The organism is Nitrospinota bacterium (genome assembly GCA_009873635.1).
Classification (GTDB): domain Bacteria; phylum Nitrospinota; class Nitrospinia; order Nitrospinales; family VA-1; genus LS-NOB.
Map to the genome: position 1 here is coordinate 266,773 of WAHY01000001.1, position 20,786 is coordinate 287,558.

The 20,786-nt window shown below is 43.1% G+C and carries 26 protein-coding genes and 2 tRNA genes; 10 read left to right on the forward strand and 18 right to left on the reverse strand.

The genetic code is table 11. From position 1 onward, the window contains the following. Positions 1–131 precede the first annotated feature (131 nt). Positions 132–827, forward strand: coding sequence for a formylglycine-generating enzyme family protein (locus F3741_01480; GenBank protein ID MZG29470.1), 696 nt, complete (start codon positions 132–134; stop codon positions 825–827). Positions 828–837: 10 nt separating this feature from the next. Here the strand turns inward: F3741_01480 and F3741_01485 are convergent, their stop codons facing one another. The 11 genes from F3741_01485 to F3741_01535 form a co-directional block, all read right to left on the reverse strand. Further along, complete coding sequence (locus F3741_01485) at positions 838–1,314, reverse strand: hypothetical protein (GenBank protein MZG29471.1); 477 nt, start codon at positions 1,312–1,314, stop codon at positions 838–840. A 75-nt stretch (positions 1,315–1,389) separates the two neighbouring features. Then, positions 1,390–3,030, reverse strand: coding sequence for an SUMF1/EgtB/PvdO family nonheme iron enzyme (locus F3741_01490; protein MZG29472.1), 1,641 nt, complete (start codon positions 3,028–3,030; stop codon positions 1,390–1,392). A 146-nt stretch (positions 3,031–3,176) separates the two neighbouring features. Then, complete coding sequence (locus F3741_01495) at positions 3,177–3,698, reverse strand: TlpA family protein disulfide reductase (protein ID MZG29473.1); 522 nt, start codon at positions 3,696–3,698, stop codon at positions 3,177–3,179. Positions 3,699–3,793: 95 nt separating this feature from the next. Then, on the reverse strand, positions 3,794–4,015 hold the full coding sequence (locus F3741_01500) for a NifU family protein (protein ID MZG29474.1): 222 nt from the start codon (positions 4,013–4,015) through the stop codon (positions 3,794–3,796). Positions 4,016–4,138: 123 nt separating this feature from the next. Then, the gene (locus F3741_01505) at positions 4,139–4,390 is read right to left on the reverse strand and encodes a YfhL family 4Fe-4S dicluster ferredoxin (protein ID MZG29475.1); all 252 of its coding nucleotides are present in this window, start codon (positions 4,388–4,390) and stop codon (positions 4,139–4,141) included. A 39-nt stretch (positions 4,391–4,429) separates the two neighbouring features. After that, positions 4,430–4,888, reverse strand: coding sequence for a M67 family metallopeptidase (locus F3741_01510; GenBank protein ID MZG29476.1), 459 nt, complete (start codon positions 4,886–4,888; stop codon positions 4,430–4,432). Positions 4,889–4,948: 60 nt separating this feature from the next. After that, the gene (locus F3741_01515) at positions 4,949–5,239 is read right to left on the reverse strand and encodes a (2Fe-2S)-binding protein (protein ID MZG29477.1); all 291 of its coding nucleotides are present in this window, start codon (positions 5,237–5,239) and stop codon (positions 4,949–4,951) included. 264 nt (positions 5,240–5,503) lie between these two features. Further along, positions 5,504–5,833, reverse strand: a complete 330-nt coding sequence (locus F3741_01520; protein ID MZG29478.1) for a hypothetical protein — start codon at positions 5,831–5,833, stop codon at positions 5,504–5,506. A gap of 49 nt (positions 5,834–5,882) precedes the next feature. Continuing rightward, on the reverse strand, positions 5,883–6,917 hold the full coding sequence (locus F3741_01525; GenBank protein MZG29479.1) for a rod shape-determining protein: 1,035 nt from the start codon (positions 6,915–6,917) through the stop codon (positions 5,883–5,885). After that, positions 6,914–8,332 carry a GAF domain-containing protein gene (locus F3741_01530; GenBank protein ID MZG29480.1) on the reverse strand — a complete coding sequence of 473 codons (1,419 nt, stop codon included), beginning with the start codon at positions 8,330–8,332 and terminating at the stop codon, positions 6,914–6,916. The genes F3741_01525 and F3741_01530 overlap by 4 nt, the downstream gene beginning before the upstream one ends. 15 nt (positions 8,333–8,347) lie before the next feature. Continuing rightward, a complete protein-coding gene (locus F3741_01535; GenBank protein MZG29481.1) occupies positions 8,348–8,794 on the reverse strand; it encodes a hypothetical protein in 447 nt (148 codons plus the stop codon). Between the two features lie 244 nt (positions 8,795–9,038). Here F3741_01535 and F3741_01540 point away from each other — a divergent pair. Further along, positions 9,039–9,114 (forward strand) — tRNA-Val (locus F3741_01540). 16 nt (positions 9,115–9,130) lie between these two features. Next, positions 9,131–9,207: transfer RNA gene (locus tag F3741_01545), tRNA-Asp, on the forward strand. 239 nt (positions 9,208–9,446) lie between these two features. On the opposite strand, the gene hisI is transcribed toward F3741_01545, so the two are convergent. From hisI to F3741_01580, 7 genes are all read right to left on the reverse strand, one after another. Continuing rightward, a complete protein-coding gene (gene hisI / locus F3741_01550; protein MZG29482.1) occupies positions 9,447–9,866 on the reverse strand; it encodes a phosphoribosyl-AMP cyclohydrolase in 420 nt (139 codons plus the stop codon). 17 nt (positions 9,867–9,883) lie between these two features. Next, the gene (locus tag F3741_01555) at positions 9,884–10,291 is read right to left on the reverse strand and encodes a MerC domain-containing protein (GenBank protein MZG29483.1); all 408 of its coding nucleotides are present in this window, start codon (positions 10,289–10,291) and stop codon (positions 9,884–9,886) included. Positions 10,292–10,341: 50 nt separating this feature from the next. Then, entirely contained in the window at positions 10,342–11,058 is a 717-nt protein-coding gene (locus F3741_01560) for a hypothetical protein (protein MZG29484.1), read from the reverse strand. A 26-nt stretch (positions 11,059–11,084) separates the two neighbouring features. Further along, complete coding sequence (locus tag F3741_01565) at positions 11,085–12,152, reverse strand: hypothetical protein (GenBank protein MZG29485.1); 1,068 nt, start codon at positions 12,150–12,152, stop codon at positions 11,085–11,087. Positions 12,153–12,233: 81 nt separating this feature from the next. Continuing rightward, positions 12,234–13,589 (reverse strand): GTP-binding protein, encoded by a 1,356-nt coding sequence (locus F3741_01570; GenBank protein ID MZG29486.1) that lies wholly within the window; start codon positions 13,587–13,589, stop codon positions 12,234–12,236. Further along, positions 13,579–13,866 carry a hypothetical protein gene (locus tag F3741_01575; protein MZG29487.1) on the reverse strand — a complete coding sequence of 96 codons (288 nt, stop codon included), beginning with the start codon at positions 13,864–13,866 and terminating at the stop codon, positions 13,579–13,581. Before F3741_01575 ends, F3741_01570 begins: the two co-directional genes overlap by 11 nt. After that, positions 13,866–14,555 (reverse strand): hypothetical protein, encoded by a 690-nt coding sequence (locus tag F3741_01580; GenBank protein ID MZG29488.1) that lies wholly within the window; start codon positions 14,553–14,555, stop codon positions 13,866–13,868. Before F3741_01580 ends, F3741_01575 begins: the two co-directional genes overlap by 1 nt. Positions 14,556–14,820: 265 nt before the next feature. Between F3741_01580 and F3741_01585 the strand changes: the two genes are divergently transcribed. From F3741_01585 to modC, 7 genes are all read left to right on the forward strand, one after another. Continuing rightward, positions 14,821–15,273 carry an SUF system NifU family Fe-S cluster assembly protein gene (locus tag F3741_01585; protein ID MZG29489.1) on the forward strand — a complete coding sequence of 151 codons (453 nt, stop codon included), beginning with the start codon at positions 14,821–14,823 and terminating at the stop codon, positions 15,271–15,273. Between the two features lie 20 nt (positions 15,274–15,293). Further along, positions 15,294–15,740: a transcriptional repressor gene (locus tag F3741_01590; GenBank protein ID MZG29490.1), complete on the forward strand. Its 447-nt coding sequence runs from the start codon at positions 15,294–15,296 to the stop codon at positions 15,738–15,740. Between the two features lie 746 nt (positions 15,741–16,486). Continuing rightward, positions 16,487–17,101: a cation transporter gene (locus tag F3741_01595; GenBank protein ID MZG29491.1), complete on the forward strand. Its 615-nt coding sequence runs from the start codon at positions 16,487–16,489 to the stop codon at positions 17,099–17,101. Positions 17,102–17,178: 77 nt separating this feature from the next. Beyond that, positions 17,179–17,649: a peptidylprolyl isomerase gene (locus F3741_01600; protein ID MZG29492.1), complete on the forward strand. Its 471-nt coding sequence runs from the start codon at positions 17,179–17,181 to the stop codon at positions 17,647–17,649. 424 nt (positions 17,650–18,073) lie between these two features. Beyond that, entirely contained in the window at positions 18,074–18,808 is a 735-nt protein-coding gene (gene modA / locus F3741_01605; GenBank protein ID MZG29493.1) for a molybdate ABC transporter substrate-binding protein, read from the forward strand. A gap of 4 nt (positions 18,809–18,812) precedes the next feature. Beyond that, the gene (gene modB, locus F3741_01610; protein ID MZG29494.1) at positions 18,813–19,496 is read left to right on the forward strand and encodes a molybdate ABC transporter permease subunit; all 684 of its coding nucleotides are present in this window, start codon (positions 18,813–18,815) and stop codon (positions 19,494–19,496) included. Continuing rightward, positions 19,496–20,590, forward strand: a complete 1,095-nt coding sequence (modC, locus tag F3741_01615; GenBank protein MZG29495.1) for a molybdenum ABC transporter ATP-binding protein — start codon at positions 19,496–19,498, stop codon at positions 20,588–20,590. The genes modB and modC overlap by 1 nt, the downstream gene beginning before the upstream one ends. Positions 20,591–20,786 lie beyond the last annotated feature (196 nt).

Below are 20,786 nucleotides of genomic sequence, written 5' to 3' on the forward strand. Positions count from 1 at the left end.
AGCGGGGCAAACTGCCATAGCGTATATTGGCTGACAAATAGTTATCTCGGCTCAAAGCACTCATTCTCAACTCCCTCTGAGAAGGGAGATAGGGCAGTGGTTCAATTGAAATCGTTACAAAGGTCTTCCTCATGATCCGCCTTTTTCTTTTCTTAATTTTTCTCTCTTCCTGCGACTCCCACAGTGTGAAACAGATTTCTGTAGAGGTGCCTGCTGGAATCACTGTTCCTGAAGGGATGGTCTATATCCCTGCCGGGGAATTCATCATGGGGGAACCATCTGAAACTAAGAGAGGCAGGTTGGTACAGTCTAACGCATACCTGATTGACAGGTTTGAGGTGAGCCACGAGGCTTATAAAAAACTCAGACCGGAGCATACCTACAATCCGAAAAATGCCCTTAGGCCCGTGACATTTATAACCTATGCCGAGGCGGAGTCTTTTTGCCAGGCAGGGGGAAAACGTTTGCCTGATGAAATAGAATGGGAAAAAGCGGCGCGGGGTACAGATGGCCGCAAGTGGCCATGGAAAATTTTTACCGACCACCCGAATAACGGGTTCTCAGGTTTTATGCCGGAGCCTGTGGAAAAGAGACCGGAGTGGATCAGCCCTTACGGTGTCTATGGAATGGGTCATAATGTCTGGGAATGGGTGACGGATGATTACAAGTCAGAGTGGCAGGCTGAGGGTGAAAATTTTAAAGTACTGCGTGGAGGTTTGTTACAGACGCATTTAACTATAAAGTTTTCGCCTGCATGGTTCCGTAATTGGATGGACCCTGAAGAGAAGCTGAATTTTATTGGATTTCGTTGCGCTAAAGATGTGTGAAGGAAGTTTTTTAATAGTCGCCTCTCAGGTGGTCGGCGATTTCTTTAGCGATTGATTCATAAAGGTGATCTTCGGAACCTCCAGTGACGCCACCGGAAACCCAGGAGTCGACTTCCCAGGCACCCACCATATCTCCTCTATCATAAAGGGCGGCTTTGACCCGGAGTTTTGCTTTTGCGGAATCGGACATCCCCATGGTAGCTATTCGAGCCATCCGGTTGCCTTCATCGAACTCCATAACTTTATATTTTAAATGATAGCGGGCATTTTTTCCGGCCAGAACATAACCTGTCATTGAAAGGTTTTCTTCAATTTCTCCTTGAAGCCTGGAGCCTGCGTCCATGAGACGAAAATCTTTCGATGTCATATCTACGATTGAAATAGTATTTTCTGAGTTACTCCAGCGTTTTTTAGTGACAGAGTCTACCCCTGAACAAGCCGGAAGGGCCATAAATAAAAAGATGAGGAATTTTGGAAGCCAGTTCATATCCGCTCCTGATGAAATTACCAGCTTGCATTCTAGCAAATAACGAATCGGGTATTCAACGACTTATCGCTTCACTTATAAAAACCAGTGTAAAACAGTTTCCTCGAACTCGCTGAACCAGAGCTGAACCTCTATAGGGATAAGGCTGTTAATATAAGTCATATATCCTGTTGCCAGTATAATACCCAGGGCAATCAGTAAAATGCCGCTGAACAGGTTGGTGGTATGCAGAAAAATTGTTTTTCCGGCTACAGTGATGTCCCACCCTTTACCTCGAAGCAGGGTCCAGAACATTCCATCTTTTGGAAGGTTGCCACACATTGTAGCTACGATTATAAGAGGAAGCCCAAGTCCGACCGCGTAAAAGAACAGCAGGAGCATGCCCTGTGCAACGGTTTTTTCCGAAGCCGCCAGCATGAGAATACTGGATAGGATAGGCCCAACGCAGGGAGTCCAGCCCAATGCGAAGGTTGCTCCAAATAAAAAATAACCTATAAAAGTTGATGCGGGTTTGCCTTGAAAGGATGCGCCCGAAAACCCTTTTCCAAATAGGGTCATGATTCCAAAAATTCCCACGATGATCCCGCCGGCCTGGGTGATCTGGAACATATAATTCCTGAGGATTTGGCCCAATGCGCTGGCCGAGGCCCCCATCGCTACAAACAGGGATGCCAGTCCGAAAAAGAAAGCCAGGGACATGAGCCCCATACGCGCCCGGTCGGATTGGGCGGTCACAGCAAAATAAGCGGGAAGAATCGGCAATGTGCAGGGAGACAGGAAACTGAAGACCCCCGCTATAAACGCCAGAAAGGTCAGGGCAACGATTCCAGAGTCCGGCAGATTAGGTTTGGGTTGAAATGGATTCAGTGATTCAGGCTTTGCAGCCTTTGGTTGTTCTTTTTGAGAAGCAGGCGTTGACAGAGATGGTGAGCTTTTCGTTGAAAAAGCAGTTGTCCCTTTTTTTAAAGCAGTGGGCTGGGTTTTACTGGAGCACCGGAACCCGACATCCTTCGCCGGTTCATCGGCATAGGAGTATTGCCGGTAACCACTGCGTGCAAACATCTTGATGGCCTGTTCATACAAGGCTCCGGGAAAATGCCCAATGTCACTGGCAGAATGGCCGCGCAGAACTTTGTAGCCAGATTGGAAATATTCACTCTGATAGGTGCTTCCCTTGTAAGGCTGGTAATCGTCATTCACCCATTCCCATACATTTCCTATCAGGTCATGGACTCCTTCGGGGCTTACGCCTTTTGGAAAGGAACCCACCGCGACCGGCTTGCTTTTACTGCCTGGTTTGCCTGAAAGGTTTGCCATGTTTTTCTGGAAGGTATTTCCCCATGGATACTCATGCCCCTCCTTCCCTCTTGCGGCACGCTCCCATAGCTTTTCTGAAGGTAATTCTTTTTTTGCCCATTGGCAGAAGTTTGCGGCGTCATACCAGGTAACGTGTGTTACCGGTTCGTTATCTTTACCTTCTGGAAAATTTTTGCCTTCCCAGTTTTCAGGGGGAACAGCATCCAGGTCATCAATATATTTTTTGTAACGTTTATAGGTGACCTCATATCGGTCAATATAGAATCCTTTAAGAAAAATTTTTTGTTGTGGGGTTTCATCCGCGTACCAGGGTTTTGGGATGCCCATAGAAAGTGCATCGGCCGATTCATCTTTTTTATCGGTTCCAAATATGAATGGGCCAGGAGGTATATAAACCATGTCCCCTTCCAGGGAAAGGTCGTGCTCGGATTGGGCCCATCCTTCATAAGGGCTTGATATAAGTATAAAGAACAGGACAACCACTTTTGCAAAACTGGCATGAGTCAGGCTTTTAAGGGGCAGGGTATCGGTCATGGACTATAGGTTCAGTTTGACAAAAGATTTTCGAAATACAGGAGATTGTCAGGACTGACCCAGTCTTCCGCACCTCTTAGTTCACCGATGATATTGCCTTTTGGGTCGATCATAAAAGTGGTGGGCAGGCTGACAACACCGAATTTGTTGCTGGCTTGTAATTGCTGGTCAAGAAGTATAGGAAAGGTAAGATTGTTGGCTTTGACAAAAGGCTCGACAATTTTTGCGCCAAACATATCGTTTGAGATAGCAAGCAGGGAAAAGTTTTTTGTCTTAAATCGTTGGTGCAGGGTTTCCAGAGCGGGCATTTCCATTTTGCAGGGTCCACACCACGTTGCCCAGAAATTAACCAGCACATACTTCCCTCTATGCTGACTGAGGCTTATTTCTTCCCCTTTGAGGGATTTGAGAGTGAAGTCAGGTGCGGGGATGAATTCTTCTGGTTCTGCAAAAACCGGTGTCGAAAAAAGAGGTAATAAAACGAAAGCAGAAACCAGGCAGTAAAATAATATAGATTTTTTTCCTAAGACCATGTTCGCGTTATCCTGGCTGGAAAAAGTCGGGGAACGAAATTCAATATATACCTCAAATGTTGTGGGGTGTTTTGCCAGGTCGTAAAGAAGAGTAATTATTCCACCGCTTCGACGCAACGTACCATTGGGATAGCTTTTTTCAATGCTTTTTCAATCCCCATTTTCAGGGTCATGGTGGAACTGGAGCACGAAACACAGGCTCCCACAAGCCGGACTTTTACCACGCCGTCTTCAATGTCAACCAGTTCTACGTTACCCCCATCCTGTATGAGCATGGGCCGCACACTCTCCAGCACCTCTTCAACTTCTTCTCTCATGAGATCCCTTTTCTTTAAGCTGCTACCCCTTGCTTAGGGAATAATCAAGCAAGCTTGTTAAGCCGAGTAAACTAATTGCCAGCAAAATAAAGTCATTGCACGTCGCCACCGGCCGTTGGCCGGTTAGCCGCCGTTTACGAGTGCTTCTTTTTTTTCCAGCAGTTCCTCTTCAGTTTCAACATGTTCAGGATCTTTAGGGATGCAGTCGACAGGGCAGACTTCCACGCATTGTGGTTCTTCATACCAGCCTATACATTCTGTACAACGCTCCCATTCGATAACAAAAATATCATCCCCTTCGGAAATCGCTTCGTTAGGGCATTCGGGTTCACAGACGCCACAGTTCACACAATCTTCGGTGATGAGCAGAGCCATAAATAAATCTCCAATATGTTGTGATAGCAAACCCCGAAATTAGTCCGGTGTTTGCTCAAAAGTTTTTGTTTCCGGGTTCCAGCTAAACATCGCCTGAGCCCGGATTTTTTTATCATAAACAGAAACCACCAGATAACTGGCTTCCGGATAAGTAGGTTCTCCGTCAAACAATGCCATCCTCGAATCTTCCTCGGAGAAATAAGCATCATGCTCGGGATGAGAATGATAGAAAACCTTGATCGGAAGTTGTTTTGACTCAACTTCCTTTAATATTTTCATCAACTCCTTAGGATCAATATTATATGCCGTGCGGGCATCCCGGACAAATGTTTCGGGGTCCTGTTCATGGAGCTTGTTTTGAATGTTGGTGCATCTGAACAGAATGTCTTGATCGTTGTGACCCACTTTTCCAATCACGATTCCACAACATTCATATGGATATTCCTCAATTGCGTGACGATGTATCTCGTCCAATTGTTCTTTAGCAAGTGGGAACATATGTTATTCTGTGCCGTTTGGCTTTTGTTGTCAAATAGTTTTGATCAATATAATACTGCATCAGGGGTGGGTTTTTACGACCAGGTCGTCATTGACCGAGATCTGGCAGGCCATGCGGAAGTCTGCGGGCTTTTTAGCGAGTTTTTCCGATTCGGTCTCGTTTCTGTCCTCCACGTTTCCTGCAACAATCTGCACGGTACAGGCAGTGCATAGACCCCGCCCCCGACAGTTCAGGATTTTATGTATATGGGCGTAGATGCTGAATTTATTACGGATAGCCGCTAACCGAAGGTTTTCTCCAGGCTCGACCTGAATGGTACGGTTCTCTCTCTCAAAATGTACTTTGTGCATGGTTGACGTCCAGGAAATTTTAGTTGTCCAGAGACGAGGTTAAATATATCGAACCCAAATCAGTAAAATTTGCCTGACTTGAACACGTTCTCTCTCTGTGTAGGAGGGGATCATACCGGACTTGGTGCAGATTTCGCAATCATTTTCTCCACCTGGCATCAGCTTGACGCTGGATTCAGTTGTAAGAACGTTAGGTTGGAATAGATCAGTCTCGGCTTAAACAGGTTTTTCTCAATTCTCGTTGCCACCGGTCGCTGACCGGGGCTAGGAACAGGCTTCGATTTCCACGAAATCTTTTATTTCGCCTTTACCCCAATAACCATAGAAGGCGGAACCCGGTGTGGTGCAGGAGGTGGTCATGTGGATGAGCTGTTTTTGGCCGGAGTTTCCCTTTAAAATACCGACATTGGAATAGGGGGGAATGCATCCCCCGCAATTTGCGCATTGGGTGGAATAGCGTTCGCATAATTTGCGCAGACAGGACTGACAGACTGTTGGATCGAACAGGTATATTTCTTCCCCTTGATATTCCATCACGGTGGGAACCGTGCTCACGGGAGTTTTACACTCCTGGCAAACGGGACTACTATTCATAGCAATTCAAAAGATAATGAGATAGAGAAAAAATTTTACCGTAAGCCAATTAATTGATACAGACTTTTTTCATATTTTGGAAATCATCAAGAACGGCCCCAGCTCCCTTTACGATACTCAGAAGAGGGTCTTCAGGGATAAAAACTTTCAAGGTGGTTTTTTCTTCGATCATTTTGTCCAGTCCCCGAATAAGTGCACCGCCCCCGGTCAGGTAAATGCCGTTAGAATGGATGTCGGCGGAAAGTTCAGGGGGTATTTTTTCCAGAGCACGCATGATGACCGTGGTGATATTGGTCAGTGGTTCTTTGAGTGCTTCGCGGATTTCATCATCCCCTATGGTGATGGACATGGGGACGCCGGTTTTAACATTCAATCCCCTGACTTCGGTTGTCATGGAACCCGCTTGAGGAAACGCACTGCCAATTTCCTTCTTGACTCGCTCTCCTTCGAAAACACCGATGTTAAGGTGATGCTGGAGCCGCATATAGCGAACTATGGATTCATCAATTTCATCGCCGGCAACACGCACAGATTCACCATAGGCAATTGCGGATAATGAAATAACGGCTACATCTGAAGTACCGCCCCCGATATCTATAACCATGTTTCCTTCAGGTCGATGTACAGGAATGCCGACGCCGATTGCGGCGGCCATGGGTTCTTCTACCAGATGGACTTCTCTTATTCCAGCCATTAAGGATGCATCAATCACTGCCTTTTTTTCTACCTGCGTGATACAGGTTGGTACGCCGACAACCATACGCGGTTTAAAAAACCGGTGCTGGCTCAATACTTTTTTTATGAAGTATTGGATCATCCGGTTTGTTATATCAAAGTCAGCGATGACACCGTCTTTCATAGGTCGAATGGTATTGACGCGGCCGTGGGTGCGTCCATACATTTTTTTTGCTTCCAGCCCTACGGCTTCAATTGTATTGTCGTCAATATTTACTGCAACTACGGAGGGCTCGTTAAGGATGATTCCTTTTTCGGTAATGTAAACGAGAGAGTTTGCTGTGCCCAGATCCATTGCCAGATCGGTGGAGAACAGACTGAATATATTATTGAATAGATTTTTTATCATGCCATAGCTTTCGTTTTCGGGGCTAGACGGTTACGTGAGAGATTGATGAGATTAAACAGTTCTTTACCTTCAACTGGATAGATTGAAAGCCCCCATTGAAACTCGGCCTGGATGGAAACCCCATCAACATAAAGAGGGTTGTGTTCAAACAGATGCTTCAGTTTTGATTTTGATACACCCATGTCTTCTTCCTTGCGATCCATGAGAAGGATCAGGAAACTGTTGTCTGACAGGCGAAAAACATATTTCGGGGACGGGACCACTTTTGAGATCAAGGCCATTACTTGTTTCAGATAAGTATCGCCACGATCCACACCGTGGATCTCATATAGTTCTACCAGGTTGGTGATTTTAAAAGTGAGGAAAAAAACGGATTTATTGGGTTTGAAAACCTCATCAGCTAATGCATGATGATATTCCGTCAAAAACCGATGATTGGGAACTCCTGTGACAGGGTCAAGATTCTTGTCATAAGTCCAGCGGTCTTTGGTATCTGAACAAAACAGGGCTGAGGCGGCGGCAGAAACGATCAGCGCCAGTTTGTCTAAATCGGCGTGGCTCACTCCATCAGGTTCTGCGGAGCCTGCTAGAAGGACTCCATATAATGTGTCGTTGTGTTGAATAGGTATGGCGGCGGCAGATTGCAGATCTTCAGACTTTTCGTTTTCTGAGAATATAATGGACTTGCGCCCTTCATGCATGTGTAAAAGAAGGGGAGACCTGCTTTTAGCGCAAGAACCTACCAGTCCTTTGCCAAGGTGTACCTGGGTGTTCGAAAGGTCATTCGCAAATCCCCTGTGTCCGCTGATTCTTCCCACGGTCAGGTTTTCATCGAACCAGGTTACAGCTATAGCTGGGCAGGGGACCAGGGAAGTCGGGATTTGTGTCAACCTGTCCGCAATTGATGAACGATCCGGTGATTCTGCGAGTAACCGGCAGTAGGAATTGATTTCCTGAAAAACAGGTTCGAACGTTGTCGATTGCTCAAGACTGCTAGCTTCCAGATTCCAGGCTATCTGTTGAGTGAATTCGGATAATATTTTCTGCAATTTTACTGAAAACTGGTATCGCTCCTTTGTGTCGATGGACAATACAGCAACCTGGTCCCCATAAATTACTGGAAGAGCCATAAAACTTTTGAGGTCTTCATTTTTATTGTAGATTCTGAGAAAGCGGGTGTTCTGGTCTAAATTTTCTATTAACTGAGTCTTGCGTGTTTGTGCTGCCTTGCCAATAGGGCCTTCGCCAAAGGCAATTTTTGCCCCTCTGTCCAGATTACGGCTAAGGGTGAAACACTCGCTTAAAACGAGCTCTTTTTCCGACGACTCTGTAGTGAACAGGGCGCAGGTATATGCATCGGCAACGTTTCCGATCAAATCAATTAGATGTCCTAGAATGATGTTGGATGGGGTCATGGTTTTTGAGTCAGGCTATAGGCCTCTTTTTCTAAGCATGTCTTTATAATTTTTAACCGCTTCTTGGCTGACTGCTACAGAAGCTACCTCATACTCCGGTATGGTTCCGGGCTTTATTTCCTTAGCTCGTACGGCTTGGCAGTCGATAATTTTTTTTTCTCCGGTTGAAGGCACCCTGAAAGAAACCCTCATAATATCTCCCTCTATCACAGTTCCTTTGATAGAAAAAACCAGACCGTTGATCGACATCTCATTGATAGTGATTTTATGTAGCTTGTAAAAAAACTCTTTCTCGCGCTCGATTTCCAGATTTCCCGGGATTTTGACCTTGGCCCTTTTTCCTTTTCTCTTCCCCAGATCAGCGTCAAATTTTGATCGGATCAACTCATCAAGGTTTTTTCGAAGGGCAATCAAGTCATCGGTCGGGAGGCTCTCGAGAGAAGCCATGATTTTATCTATCATGGTGAAACAGTCGGGGTGATTCAGGTGAACCAGAAAAGTTTCAGAAGGGTCTGATAGTTCTTTACCAGACCTTAAAAGCCATATTATAGTGAGGTGAGATAGCTGTCAATCATTTTAAAATCAATCTGTTCAATATTTTAGGGTGAGTTTGGAGGTGAACAAAATCGCTTGACAGAGTTGGTGCTCGTTTATATACTCCACTCCTCTTAATTAGAGAATGGTCGCCGCTCTTAGTAAGAAGTGAGGGCGGGTAGCTCAGCTGGGAGAGCACCGGCCTTACAAGCCGGGGGTCACAGGTTCGAGCCCTGTTCCGCCTACCATTTATTTAACATATGCGGGGTCGTAGTTCAGTTGGTTAGAACGCCGGCCTGTCACGCCGGAGGCCGCGGGTTCGAGTCCCGTCGACCCCGCCAGTAATAGCAAGGGCTTGAGGCATTTTATGCTTCAGGCCCTTTGTTATTTTTTCTTCTGTTCCCAATTTAGTCCCACTATTTTCATGGATTTTGAAATTGAATAATTGTAGGAATTAGATTCTCTTATAGCTAAAAGTTAATTTCCCAGGTATTGACAAACCACAGGAGAGGCTATATTTTTCGGCAATACCCATTATGCTAAGGGATCATCCTAAACTTAACTAAGGAGATTGCCATGACTACGCGTGATCGCCATCAACAATAACCTGTTGATTATCGGCTGCCACGTTTAAATAAAAACAGGACTCCCTGCCGGTATGACAGGGTGCGCCCTGCTGCTCCACTTGACAGAGAATGGCATCGCCATCGCAATCGAATGACATGGAGACCACCCTTTGCACATGGCCACTGGTCTCACCTTTTACCCATAATTGTTGACGGCTTCGTGACCAGTAAGTCATGCGTTTGGTCGCAATCGTTTTTTGGAGAGATTCTTTATTCATCCAGGCAAACATCAACATGGCTTTGGTTTTTGCATCCTGGGTGATTACGGGAATCAAGCCCTGCTCATTGAATGCAAGTTGCTCCATGACTTCGGATAATGCCAGGGAGCTGTTGTCTGCAAGTTTCTCTATAGCTAAAAAATATTCTCGTTCCATTATGCTACCCTTTGTTTTTAACTTGTTGAAGTACAGTCACTATGTTGTTGTGCGCGACAAAGACGGAAATTAAACCAATGCCCAACCGCAACGAAACCAGCCCCTAGAATAGTCAGGATTTTTTCTCCACCCTCACCGATACGCTCTTCTCCCAAACCTACCGCCAGGACAAGCAGAGTTAAACCGATAGAACCCAAAATCAGCAATTGATAGCGCTTGTGCTGTTTGCAACCCAATGTTAAGGCATACGCACTGCTAGGAATAACGATAACAACCATCCAGATATGAAAGTACTCGTTATCCAGTGGTAATGCAGCCATGCTGGGCAGCAATGCCAATAAGCTTGTTATGACAAGGCAATGGATGGCACACATTAGTGATAAGCCTATAGCTAACTTGTCAGTTATCGCTTGCGCTGTCTTCATTGAATACTTTCCCCACTTTTTTAAGCTGGTTCAACATTGTTTTTTTTAAATTACCCTTGAAATAAAAACATTGCCAATGCCCCAGACCCGATTAAAATCATGTTCAGGGTTTTATTTCCTTTCTGTTTGTTACCGATTAACATCAGATCAAAAAAAGCCAAGTAGATAAAAGTTCCGGCAGATACTGCAATAGCGACTCCCAGCCAATACTTTTCGATTGATCCAAAAACGGAAAAAGAAAGCAAAACCCCAAGCGGTGTGGTTAGGGCGAACATAAAAACGATAGAAATTATGGTTTTTTTATTATATTTCCCCGCTTTGATAAAAAGAGTACCTAGCAACATTGCAGCTGGAAACTTATGAAAAATAATCGCCGCAATGATGGCAAACCCAAAATCCATCAAGGTTGCAGCCCCCATTGCAAATCCTTCTACAAAACCATGGAAGGAAATTCCGATTAATGCCGACATCCCCATTTTCTGAAAAAACAATTCTTGTGTTGAGCAGTCTCTACTTCCTAGAGCTTTTTCTATCCCGTATATGGAAAAAAATCCGATAAGGATCGGGTAAACCATTTGTGACCCTAAGATTGGATTTGCGTCAGGGATCATATGGAATAAAACAGCACCAATAAATATTCCAGCTGAAAAATTAATAAAATATTCAAACTTATTGGGAGCCCATGATTTGAAAGTGGAAAAACAACCCCCTAACATGGTCACAAATACAGTAAAACCTAATAATGGATAAGGTAATGAAATTTCCAACTGTATTTTCCTTATAAATATTAAGTCTATTTTTCAAAATTAAAAATTGAGACTGTCCCATCTGTTCCACCTATCCCAATGTGTTTTCCTTCTGGAGACCATGCGATTTTTGAAATAGGATAATCAAGCTCGATACTTTCAACAGGCATTTGCGATTTTTGTAAATTCCAAATGTGTACCTCTCCATTCTCATCTCCGGAAGCCAACAATTCCCCATTTTTTTGGAAAACCAGAGAATTGATGTCACCCCTATGCTGTTTAAGCAAAATAGGTTTTGTAATGCCTGGACCAACTAAACTGTTTTGAGAAACTAAAAAAGCTAAATCGTTTAATTCTTCTTTTGCAGAATTTTGAGGACAACAATCCCAGATCACCAGGTCTTCTTTATCGCTGGTCGCTAAAAATCTATTTCCTGAACACCAGGACATATTAGAGACTTTGGATTTGTATCCGAAAAGAGGCTGATGCTCGCCAGTTTCGACTTTCCAAAAATGAATGGCTTCCTCATCTCCCATGGCAATATGTTCTCCATTTGGTTGCCAGGCCATCTTTATAGGGAAACCATGCCACTCCAGCAATTGAGTTGAATTTACACTCCCATATCCTCTTATCGTGATTCCACCTTTGGCGGTAGAAGCAATAAAACGACCATCGGGAGACCATTCAATATCTGAAATAGAACTCTCATGATCGCACCAAATATGTTCGTGTTTTCCCGAAACACTCCATACGCTTAAACTTTTTCCTGATGAAGAAGCTAGAAAATGGCCAATGGAACTCCAACTTAAACGGTCAATCCAGCTTCCAATTTCCTGATTCCAGGCAGTGCTGATTGAAGCTATATCCCATACAGTGAGTTTTCCGTCTTGTCCCCCACTTGCTAATAATCTTTCGTGGGGATGCCATTGCATAGAATTAACACCATGCTTATGTCGACCGAGTTCTCTCCAGGGGGCATCGGATTCCATGTTTAATAAAGCAACCTGGCCGCTACCGGTAATAGCGGATAAAAAATTAGCACTTGGAGACCAGTCAAGGTCAACAATGTATTCGTCTAATACATCTTGTTGAATCAGGTTTTGCTTGAGCATCATTTTTTTAACTCTTCTATTTAAGGACGGGAAGCATTCATTTCTTTGTTAAAGAACAACACGCCCACGATAATCGGTAGTTTCTTAGCTCAGGCATGAACGAATTCCATCTTCAAAAGAACCACGGTCCAAATCCCGACCAATGATGATTAGATTGTTTTCGCGTTTTTTATCTCCCCAGGGTTTTTCCGGATAACCATCAAAGAACATGTGAACTCCCTGGAAAACAAAGCGATTGGGGTGATCTTTGATACTTAATATTCCTTTCATTCGAAAGATATCTACAGCCTTGGTCCGCATAAGGACTCCTAACCATTTTTGGAGTTTTTCCTTATCAATATCTCCAGCCAGGCTTATGCCAATCGAAGAAATTTCATTGTCATGTTCGTGGTCAGGTTTAAATTCTTGTGAAATTTCAGGATGAACAATTTCTCCATTTTCATTTTTTATAGCAGCGTTAAATTCTTCCGGCATATGTTCTGAGAATAATATGTAAGAGCCCTTTTCGGGGACTTGAATAGAGAACTTAGATTGACCAAACTGGAGATCCAAATAGAACAGTCTAGCGTTTGGCTTTAAGACATCTCCAGAGTACAAAGTTTCAAAATCTTCAGAAAAAACTCGAACGTTTGGTTCTATAACTTGAGATAATTCTTCTAAACTTGTTTGCGGGACCTGTCGCAAAGATACTTTCATTCCAGGATCTGGGCCTTCTTGAAGATTAAGTTCGTGATTGCCTGCGTCGAGTTCAAAAATTCCACCCCATTCGAAAGGATATTCCGGCTCTAAAAACCTTGGGTTGATCTCCAAAGATCGTTTCAAATCAAAAGCGGAGATATTCAAGATATGGTCCAAATCAATCTTTGAATTTTTTGTGTGGAATATCTTTGCGGCTCCATTCATTTTTCGTAGTCTGATTTCTAAAGCAATGAGCTCTTTAGACGTAACTAAATCTGTTTTATTTATTAGAATGACATCTGCAAAGGCAATTTGTTCACGGGTTTCACGACTATCCGCAAGTCTGGGGTAGATGTGTTTTGCGTCAACAACGGTAACGATACCGTCTAGGGATAGCTTGGTTCCAATCTCGTCGTCCAAAAAAAACGTTTGGGCTACTGGACCTGGATCTGCCAAACCCGTAGTCTCAAGCAAAATGTAGTCAAACTTGTCTCTACGTTTCATTAAATTACCGAGTATCCGAATAAGATCTCCACGGACAGAACAACAAATACAACCGTTATTCATTTCAAAAATTTCTTCCTCGGCATTAATAACTAATTCGTTATCAATACCGATTTCTCCGAATTCATTCTCAATAACGGCGATTCTTTTGCCATGATTTTCAGTCAATATATAATTCAGTAACGTTGTTTTGCCGGCCCCTAGAAATCCCGTTAACACGGTTACGGGTACCGTTTGAATTGTTTGTTTAGCACTCATAAAAATCCCTGTTTTGGCTATCGTGTTGGCAAATTTGAATATCCTCAAAACTGATTTCATCCAGTCGCTTATGAAATTTGTATTGTTCTTTTTCGATTCCTTCTCTAAAAACAACTATTACCGTTTCGAACGGAGGACAACCTTTTTCATGACACTGTAATTCTGTTACAAGAATGATTTCGTTTTTGGTCAATTCAAAACATTCCCTCACCCAATGTTTAATCTTTGAAATTAAAGCAACATCCTTATTTTGATTATTCCCAAATGGAGTTGGCATCAGTCTGGTTTTCTCAATTTTTCTAAGTCAGGAATAATGTTTTTTCTGGGTACTTCAGTGCAAACAAGATGCTTTCTAAAGAAGTTCGCGACCTTATTCCATGCCCATGCCATTTCATTGCCAGAAACAATCGATTGATCCCATTCTTTTAGGCAGACTTCCCTGTACGAACTGTCCATAACCCAGTTTGTCCATTTTTCATAACGGGCAATCCATTCAAACAATTCTGACATCAACATAAATGAGTATTCCCATTCTTCTGAACTTTGAGGAGTTTTCATTTCAGGAAGTTTGGAAGGAGCCCAGGCAGGGAGACTCAGCGGCTCATCATGGATGAGTTTGGGATAAACATCATAGCGTCCTATATAGATGCATTTGTTATTTCCATAACCATAGTAGATTCCAAACCCCCACAGGACCATGCTCACTTCGTCGCCAACTTTGTCGATGGTCCTGAAGATATAATTTGTACTCCCGCTTTTGTCTTCAGGAGGACGAACCTTTTTAAAACCATATTTGACGAGCAAGTTGCTGTTAGGAGAGTTGATATCTTTTCCAAAACACCACAATTGTTGATGAAGTAAAAACTCGGCAAACCTTTTTACCTTCATCAGAGTTTCTAAATAATGAGAAGCTTCAGAAGGTAATAAAGTAGGTTCTTTCAGTATTTTTATTTTTGGCCGTATCATTTTTTTGATCCTTGAAAACAAATATTTGCAAATAGTTTGCAAATATTTTAAAGTCAAATTAATACATTTTTAAAATTTATGCAAATTATTTGCATAAATTAATGTCTAGCTCCCCTCCAAAATAGTTTGCGGGAGTTCTCAATTATGGAAATTCCAGGGTTTTTAAAGAAAAAATCAAGTGTTTTACTTCAACAATATGGAAATTTGGAAAGGTCCATGCTATTTAGTGAATGCTGGATACAATTCTCCAAATTCTGGAGGATAAATGGCGTATAGCAACGAACTGTACCAGCAGGTTATTCTGGAGCATAATAGGAAACCCAGAAACTTCAGGGAGATGGAGGACTCGACCCACAACTGCCATGGTTATAATCCGTTGTGTGGCGACGACTTTAAAGTCTTTTTAAAGGTGGATAGTGCAAATGTTATCGAGGATCTGAGTTTTATCGGAACCGGATGTGCCATCTCAAAGGCCAGTTCTTCGCTAATGACGAGCTATCTGAAAGGCAAAAAGGTTGATGAAGCAAGAGTGGTTTTCGACGAATTTCATAAAATGTTATTGGGTGAGTTTGAGCCGGAAAATAACGAACACCATTTGGGCAAACTGACCCTGTTTCTGGGTGTTCGCGAGTATCCCTCGCGAATAAAATGCGCAAGCCTTTCATGGCACACCATGATCGGCGCGTTGGATAAGAACGAAGTGATGAGTACTGAGTGACCGTTCCTAAGGAGTGCCGGATGAAGACAGCCGTTTCCAAAAAAATAATTCAAAAGGCAGAAAAACTGATTAAGGAAAATAATTTAAGCCTTACAGAACCCAGGAAAAACATACTGGGATTTTTACTTAAAAACCACGGGCCTTTCTCAGTCGAAGAAATTCATAAAGGATTGGGAAACAATGCTTGCGATCTGGCAACCGTTTATCGTTGTGTCGTTCAATTCGAGAATGCCAACCTTGTAGAAAAATGTTATTTGGGTGAAGAGATGTTCAAGTATGAATTCAAGGATACAGAACACCATCACCATCATATTATCTGTCGAAATTGTAGAAACGTTGATAAGATGAAGTATTGTTTTGTCTCTGAAATCGAGCAAATGATTCGCGACAAGGGCTATTCAGATATCACTCATTCTTTGGAATTTTTTGGAACTTGTGCAAAATGTAGCGCAAAAGCAGTAAGGTGAACTTTGTCTATTTACAATATTTTTAATATAAATAATTGCAATTCATTTGTAAAAACTCTAAGATTTTGTTTTTAAATGTTTTTTATTAAGAATCTGAAAATCTTAAAACCTCAATGTATTTCACTGATGTTGCACAATTAAAAAATCCGGGCAAAAATCGTTTAAATACGATTTTACTGATTTTTATTTTTACCATAATGGCCGGGTTTTCGTCTGTTCTGCATAATCATGATTTCGAACTGGAAAACTCGCATCAAGATTGTTCTCCCTGCCAATTTTCCCAAATTAGTGCAGAATTAAACGACTTCTCTCCAGATTTGTTTTCTATCCCTATTATTCAAATCTACAGAACCAAATTCACTTTGGATTATGTCGTAAAGTTTTTCTGGAAGTTCTCTGGTCTTAGTCCCCCTCTATAAAATAAAACTCCAGCAAAAATTATTGTCGAAAGAAAAATACTTCGTTATTTCAGTAGCAAAGATATTTTTTGTCGCGATTATTTTCGGAATCTTGGAGTTCTTTTCAACGGTCCTATATGGCTATCTTTATCAGTCTCACGGAATTAGTAGAAAAGCTCTTTGTTTCGTTATTTATAGAACTACGGAAAACTAGGTGCAGATAATTTGGTGCTAGATCTCCTCCTGCACCCAATTGAACCAGGTTAAAGTGGAAAGGGGTTACAACCTATTAAGCTTTAACCTGGTTTTTTAACCAATCGTAACTTTTAATTTAAAGAGGAATTAGTAATGAGTAATTGTGCCTCCACTTGTGAGGAGGGAGTAAATCAATTAGCCAAGAGCCACCAACTAGCTCTCGGTTTGGCGTTTGCTATAAATATAGGTATGTTTTTTATAGAAGTGATCTATGGCTGGCTGTCAGGATCCAAAGCACTTTTTGCCGATTCTCTGGATATGTTAAGCGACGCTTTTCTGTTGGGGAGTTCTCTTTTTGTAATTCAACGAAGCGAAAAGTGCCGAACCTGGGTTGCAATGATTAAAGGGATGGTAATGTGCGCCTTTTCTTTTTTTATACTCGCCTCGGTGGTTTATAGATTTTTTGTCCCCCAATTGCCTGAGGCGTTGACCATGGGAGTGGTTGGTGGATTGGCTTTAGCAGCGAATTTGATTTGCGCCTTTTTAGTATTTCGTTATAGAGGCGACGATATAAATATGAAATCGGCTTGGTTATGCACACGAAACGATGTCTTGGCAAATCTAGGGATTATTGTTGCCGCCTGGGGAGTTGATTTTACCCAATCGTTTTGGCCGGATTTATTTGTGGGAACACTTATTTCCATATTGGTTTTTAGGTCTAGCCTAGAGATTGTTCAGGAGGCTTCAACTATTTTGCGTAAAATTTAAAGCATCTAGTTAAAAGATGCATTTCCAAGGTATTGATAAATTAAAGGAAGTTTATCGACTTTTCGAAAGGATATTCTATGATTAAGAAGAATTCTGTTGTTAGCATGAGTTTTAGTTTAAAAAATGAAAAAGGAATTGAATTAGATCGTGCAGATAAAAGTAGCCCGTTTTCTTTTTTGTATGGTTCAGGTCAAATGATTCCCGGTTTGGAAAAAGAACTGGAAGGACTTAATGTTGGTGATAAGAAAAATGTTACGGTCTCACCTAATGAAGGATATGGATTATTTAATCCTCAGTTGCAGATGCAAGTAAGCCGATCTAATTTTCCTAAGGATGCGGATATCCAACCTGGAGTGCAATTTGAGGGGAAGGATAATGGGGGAGCCAAAACGGTTTTTACTGTTAAAGCAGTAGTGGGAGATAAAATCGAGGTTGATGGAAATCACCCATTAGCGGGTCAAACATTGAATTTTTCGGTTGAAATTACAGGGGTAAGAGAAGCTAATAAAGATGAGTTAAAGCAATGTAATGACCCTAGCTGTTGCTAAGGCTTTTATTCTTAACCTAGTTTTCTTCTTTCTTCTTGGCCCAACTCGTGAAGAAATTCTTCATAAGTTTGCTATTCCCGTTTTGACTGTCTCAACCCACAATTTTTCAATGGTTGTGTTAGTCATTGATCTAATTCCCCTCTTCACAATCTTCACAGAGACTAGGTTTTCCCGCAAATTTAATTTGTTGGCTAGTCCGAATGATTTAAACGTCCATGTATTTTCCAATTTTACAAAGAGTTATTTTTAAATATTGACGTTGGGAAAAAAATCTTAAAACGTTAGATCAAACTAAAAGAAGCATGCCCCTTTACATTCAGCTATACGCTTGACATTCAATATGTTTTGTTATATATAACGATATAATCGCTATGTATATATGAATATAACGAGGGTTGATGTCGTGTTGAAAATAGGTTTTAGCATGTGGGTGGCCATGTGGTTTTTAGTGATGCCCCAAGCAATTTGGGCGGGAGAGGTTCATGTCGCGGTTGCCTCTAACTTTTTGAGTCCACTCAAAAAAATTGCCAGGAGTTATAAGCAGGATACTGGAAACAGGTTGATCCTGATATCCGGATCGACGGGTAAATTATATGCTCAGGCCCGGAATGGCGCCCCTTTTGATGTTCTGCTCGCGGCTGATGATAAAAGACCTGAATTGCTGGAAAAGGAAGGTGTGGGTATCAAGCTGACTCGTTTCACCTATGCCGTGGGAACGCTGGTCTTGTGGAGTCCGGATCCGGTGGATGTGCGGGAATCCTTAATAAAAATGAAGAACGGTAAACTCGCTATTGCCAACCCGAAAACAGCGCCTTATGGCAAAGCCGCCCAACAGGTTTTGGAGCGAATGGGCTTATGGAAAAAAATGCGACCGTTTCTGGTTCAAGGGGAGAACATAGCTCAGACCCTGCAGTTTGTGGCCACCGGAAATGCCAAACTCGGTTTTGTGGCCAAGTCACAGCTGGAAGATCCAAAGCTCAAACTAAAAGGGAGCCAGTGGCAGGTTCCATTTGATCAATATGAACCTATCCTGCAGCAGGCCGTTTTATTAAAGCCAGGGCTTTCTAATTCTTTTGCTCACCAGTTCCTGGAATTTATGCGAGGCTCCACAGCAAAAAAAATAATGCGTTCCTATGGCTATAGATTTATAGAGGAATGAGAAGATGGATATTTCCCAGATAGACGCGGAGCCAATATGGCTCTCTTTGAAATTAGCAGGGCTTACAGTGCTGATACTTTTAGTGCTGGGCACTCCAATAGCGTGGTGGCTGTCACAAACCCGCTCCCGGTCAAAGGTAGTGATTGAAGCGGTTGTAGCATTGCCTTTGGTGCTGCCTCCAACCGTGTTGGGTTTTTATTTGTTGATCCTGTTGGGTCCCAATGGGTGGGTGGGAGGGCCGGTGCAAGCGCTAACCGGTTCTGCACTTTCTTTCTCATTTGCGGGGCTGGTATTTGCTTCCACACTTTATTCCCTGCCGTTTGTGGTCCAACCTTTGCACAGTGCTTTTGAGTCTATAGGAAAAGCTCCCATGGAAACGGCTCAGTCTTTAGGGGCTTCGAGGTTGGATGCATTTTTTTCAGTCATCTGTCCCCTGGCACGTCGTGGTTATTTGACAGCTGTGGTGTTAGGGTTTGCTCACACGCTTGGGGAATTTGGTGTGGTGTTAATGGTAGGCGGCAATATCCCCGGTAAGACCAAAGTGATTTCGATTGAAATTTATGACCGGGTGGAGATTCTTGAATACACCCAGGCGCATGTCCTTTCTGCGGGACTTTTAATATTTTCCTTTCTGGTTCTTGTGATGGTTTACTCCATCAACCGCAAACTTCCGGTACAGGTGACCTGATGGAATTGTTGCAGGCAAAATTTAAAATGGACTTCCCAGGGTTCAATCTGGATGTTGAGCTTAACCTGCCGGCAAAAGGGGTGACGGTGGTATTCGGTCCTTCAGGTTCGGGCAAAACCACTTTGCTGCGCTGCTTGTCTGGATTGGAAAGAGCCCCATCGGGATTTTTAAAGCTGGCAGATCAGGTGTGGCAGGATGAAAAAACATTCCTTCCCATTCAGGACAGAAAAATCGGCATGGTGTTTCAGGATTCCCGATTGTTTCCGCATTTAAGTATTCGGGAGAACCTGGTGTACGGGTATCAACGCACCCTGCCAGCAGATCGAAAACTCCAGTTGGATGAGGTGGTCCAGGTTCTGGACCTTGAACACCTGTTACAACGTCGTCCAGAGAAATTATCAGGAGGGGAAAAGCAAAGGGTTGCGATTGGCCGTGCTCTGCTTACCAGTCCGAAGCTATTGCTCATGGATGAACCTCTGGCTTCGTTGGACATGCAACTTAAGGCCGAGATCATTCCATTCGTAAAAAGAATTGAAGATGAATTTCAGACACCAATTATTTATGTCACGCATTCTATGAATGAGGTGCTACAGCTGGTAGACACTATGGTGATTATGAAATCCGGGAAAGTGGCAAACTCTGGACCGGTGGAAGAAGTATTCTCGGATGTGCAGTTGAGGGAAGCGGTGGGGGATGAGCAATTGGGAGCGGTTCTCGAAACTTCTGTTGCAGAACACGATGAGGGATTTGGGCTCACCCGGCTGGATTTTATGGGACAGTCCCTGTATGTCCCCAGACAGGACATTCCTGTTGGGAAAAGCCTGAGGGTGCATATCCACTCTAAAGACGTGAGTCTTTCTACCGGACTCCCTCAGGGAGCCAGTAGTGTGTTGAATATTTTGCAGGCCAGGGTCAAAAAAGTTGGGGCCATTGATCCCGAAGGTTACTCCGTAGACATTGAGCTGGATGCGGGCCGTCCAATACTGGCTACGATCACAAGGAAGTCTCTCGCTAATCTTGACCTTAAATCGGGACAAACCATATATGCCAGCATCAAGGCCATAAAGATGGTGCATCACTCGCTGTGGGGATAGTTTGTTTGTGAGTTGTGAAAGGCTCGTTACTATTTTAGATCCCTCACAGCCCGGACACCGCCGTGAGTACAATTGCTGAGGTTGCGCCAGAAAGAGCGTCCTGTTACAAAATAAGCGGTACGGGCGCAACAATCTGTCAGTTCGTTATCGTCATAGTCTGCAGACCAATACCAGTAAGCCGCCCCATCGGCGAATA